Origin of the sequence: Streptomyces viridosporus (genome assembly GCF_002078235.1) — a bacterium.
GTDB lineage: Bacteria > Actinomycetota > Actinomycetes > Streptomycetales > Streptomycetaceae > Streptomyces > Streptomyces viridosporus.
The window spans coordinates 1-4,002 of sequence record NZ_MSGP01000331.1 but is presented as its reverse complement, the minus strand read 5'-3'; the positions used below and the strand labels follow the sequence as shown (position 1 = coordinate 4,002).

The 4,002-nt window shown below is 73.8% G+C and carries 1 protein-coding gene; it reads right to left on the bottom strand.

The features are described 5' to 3' along the window. On the bottom strand, positions 1-4,002 hold a 4,002-nt coding region (locus B7L92_RS23055), incomplete at both ends, for an SDR family NAD(P)-dependent oxidoreductase (protein ID WP_438364017.1).

Below are 4,002 nucleotides of genomic sequence, written 5' to 3'. Positions count from 1 at the left end.
CGGCCACCGCCTCCGCGGCGGCCGCCAGCAGTTCGTCGGCCGTCCGGCCGACCGTCACCAGACGGTGGTCGAACCGCGACCGCAGCGTCAGGGAGTACGCGATGTCCAGCGGTCGCGCGGAAGCGTCCGCCAGCCGGGCCAACTGCTCGTGGGCGGCCGCCTCGGACCGGCCGGACACCAGCCACGGCACCACGACGTCCATCGCCGACGGCTCGACGGCCTGGGTGGCCACGGTGACCGGGGCCTGCTCCAGGATGGTGTGCGCGTTGGTGCCGGAGATGCCGAACGACGACACCGCCGCCCGCCGCGGCCGCTCCACCGCCGGCCACGCCGTCGGCTCCGTCAGTACCGACACCGCGCCCGATTCCCAGTCCACCCGGGACGACACTTCGCCGACGTGCAGCGTCTTCGGCAGCTCGGCGCTGCGCAGCGCGAGGACTATCTTGATGATGCCCGCGACGCCGGCGGCCGCCTGCGTGTGCCCGATGTTCGACTTCACCGAACCCAGCAGCAAGGGCGTCTCACGGTCCTGGCCGTAGGTCGCCAGGAGAGCCTGTGCCTCGATGGGGTCACCGAGCGACGTGCCCGTGCCGTGGGCCTCCACGGCGTCCACTCCGGACGGCTCGAGACCGGCACTGGCCAGCGCGGCCCGGATCACCCGCTGTTGCGAAGGGCCGTTCGGGGCGGTCAGGCCGTTCGACGCGCCGTCCTGGTTCACCGCCGAACCCCGCACCACGGCAAGGACTTCGTGACCGTTGCGAACGGCGTCCGACAGCCGCTCGACCACGATCATGCCGATGCCCTCGGACCACCCCGTGCCGTCGGCGTCCTCGGCGAACGCCTTGCACCGGCCGTCCGGCGCCAGTCCGCCCTGCCGGGAGAACTCCACGAACAGCCACGGCGTCGTCATCAGCGTCACGCCGCCGACCAGCGCCAGCGAGCACTCACCGCTGCGCAGTGCCTGCGTCGCCCAGTGCAGAGCCACCAGCGACGACGAGCACGCCGTGTCCACGGTGACCGCCGGCCCCTCCAAACCGAGCGTGTAGGAGAGACGGCCGGACAGCACGCTGGCGGCGAGGCCCGTGCCGGTGTGGCCCTGGCGGCTGGCCTCGGTGCCGGCGAGCACGTCGCCGTAGTCTTGGCCGTTCGTGCCGACGAACACGCCCGAGGAACTACCGCGCAACGACAGCGGGTCGATACCCGCGCGTTCCAGTGCCTCCCACGACGTCTCCAGCAGCAGCCGCTGCTGCGGGTCCATCGCCACGGCCTCCCGCGGGGAGACCTCGAAGAAGTCCGCGTCGAAGCCGGCGATGTCGTGCAGGAAGCCACCCAGCTGGGTGGTGCTGCGGTCCGGTCGGTCGCCGGCGAGGCCATCCAGGTCCCAGCCGCGGTCCGTGGGGAACGGCCCGATCGCGTCGCTGCCCTCGGTCAGCAGCGCCCAGAGGGCCTCCGGCGAGTCGATGCCGTTCGGGAAGCGGCACGCCATGCCGACGATGGCGATCGGCTCGTCGGTGACGGCGGCGACCGGTGCCGTGACGGTGGTACCCGGGCCGTCGAGCAGCTCGTCGAGCAGGAGCTCGACCACCCCGGCCGGGGTCGGGTGGTCGTAGAGCAGGGACGCGGGCAGGCGGAGCCCGGTCGCCGCGACCAGCCGGTTGCGCAGCTCGACGGAGGTCAGCGAGTCGAAGCCCAGCTTGCCGAACTCGCGGTCCAGTGTGATGTCGCCGGGCAGTCTGTGCAGGACCGCCGCCACGGCGCCGCGCACCACGCCCGCGATCCGTGCCAGGCGCTGCTCCTCGTCGAGGGCTCGCAGCTCCGCGGCGAGTCCGGACGCCGGAGCGGCGGAGGTCTCGGCGAAGCGGCGCGCCTCCGGCAGTGCCGACAGAAGGGGGCGGTGCGGTCGTGGCGTGAGCAGGGTGGCCACCACGTCGGGGTGGCGCATGTCGAGCACGGTGAGCGTGGGTTCCGACGCCGTGACGGCCTGGCCGAGCACCGTCAGGGCCAGGTGCGGGTCGAGCGCGGCGGCTCCGACGCCCGTCGCGCTGCCGCCCATGCCGTCCCCTGCCCACGCGCCCCACGCCAGCGAGGTGCCGGGCAGCCCCAGCGCGCGGCGGCGCTGGGCGACGGCGTCGAGGACCGCGTTGGCCGCGGCGTAGTTCGCCTGGCCGGGGTTGCCGACGGAACCGGCGGCCGAGGAGAACAATGCGAACACCGACAGGTCGCGATCACGGGTCAGCTCGTCCAGCACCAGCGCCGAGGCCACCTTGGCGCGGAACACCGTCTCGAACTGCTCGCTGCTCAGCCCGGTCAGCACGCCGTCCGCGAGGGCACCGGCCGCGTGGACGACGCCGGTCAGCGGCTGGTCGGCGGGTATCGCCGCGAGGACGGCCGCCATGGCGTCCCGGTCGGCGGTGTCCGCCGCGACCAGGTCCACCTCGACGCCGGCAGCGGCCAGTTCGTCGCGCAGCTCGGTGGCGCCCGGCGCCGTGTCACCCCGGCGGCTCACCAGCACGAGACGCGCGACACCACGGTCCGCGAGCCGGCGGGCCACACGCGCGCCGAGCGCACCGGTGCCGCCGGTGATGAGCACGGTGCCGGTCGGGGTCCACTCCGGCGCGTCCCCGGCGGGCGCGGGTGTCATCCGTCGGCCCAGCGCGACGCCCCCGTTGCGGATGGCAACTTCTTCCTCGCCGACGGGGTGCGCGAGCACGGCGGCGAGACGTGTCAGAGCGGCGTCGTCCGGTTCGGCGGGCAGGTCGATCACACCGCCCCAGCCGTCCGGGTGCTCGAGCGCGGCGACCCGGCCCAGCCCCCACACGCCGGCGTCCTCGGGGTGCTCGACGGCGTCACCGTCGACGGCGGCGACGGCGCCGCGCGTGACCGCCCACACAGGCGCGGTGATGCCGAGCCCGGTGAGAGCGCGGATCAGCGTGGCCGTGGCGACCGGTCCGGCCGGGTCCTCGGCCAGCAGGGACAGCACACCCGCGAAGCCCGCGCCCTCCGCGATGGACAGCCGCGCGGCGAGCGCGTCGGCATCGGCGGTCACCGGCACGTTCACATGGATCGCGCCCGGCCCGGCCGCGCCGGCCACGCGGCTCGCCCAGGTCTCGTCGGCTCCCTCCGGCACGATCACGAGCCACGTGCCGCGCGGGGTGCCGGTGACGGCTCCGGTCAGCGGTGCCCACGTTTCGCGGTAGCGCACGGCGTCGAGGTCGCGTTCAGCCTGTCGGCGGCGGCGCCACGCGACGAGCGCCGGCACCACGCCGGACAGCTCCTCGCCGGTGAGGCCGAGGCCGGCGGCCAGGCTGTCGAGGTCCTCGCTCTCGATGGCGTCCCAGAACTCGGCGTCCACCGGGTCGGTCTCGACCGGCTCGCCGTCGGTCGGCTCGGGCCAGTAGTAGTGGTGCTGGAAGGCGTAGGTGGGCAGGTCAACGCGGTTGGCGTGCAGAGGCCCGAAGAAGGCAGCCCAGTCGACCGTCACACCGGCCGTGTGCAGGGCGCCGAGCGCGGTGACGGCCGACTCCTCCTCGGGCCGGTCCTTGCGCAGTACGGGAAGAGTGGTGACGGCCGCGCTCTCCTGGATCATCGCCGACAGCGTGCCGTCCGGCCCCAGCTCCAGAAACGTGCTCACACCACTGTCCACCATCGCCCGCACCGCGTCGGCGAACCGCACCGCCTCGCGCACATGCCGGACCCAGTACTCCGGACTCGTCGGATCACCCGACATCAGCCGGATCACCGGCTCGCGGAACTCCACGTCCGCGATCGCCGCCGCGAACTCCTCCAGCATCGGATCCATCAACGGCGAATGGAACGCGTGCGACACCGACAACCGCTTGTGCTTCCAGCCCCGCTCCCCCGCCCGCCGCGCGACACCCTCCACGGCATCCACTTCACCCGCGACCACCACCGACGACGGCCCGTTCACCGCAGCCACCGAAACGCCTGCCGGCAGCAACTCGGCAAGATCCGCCTCGGACACGGACACCGCGAGCATCGCAC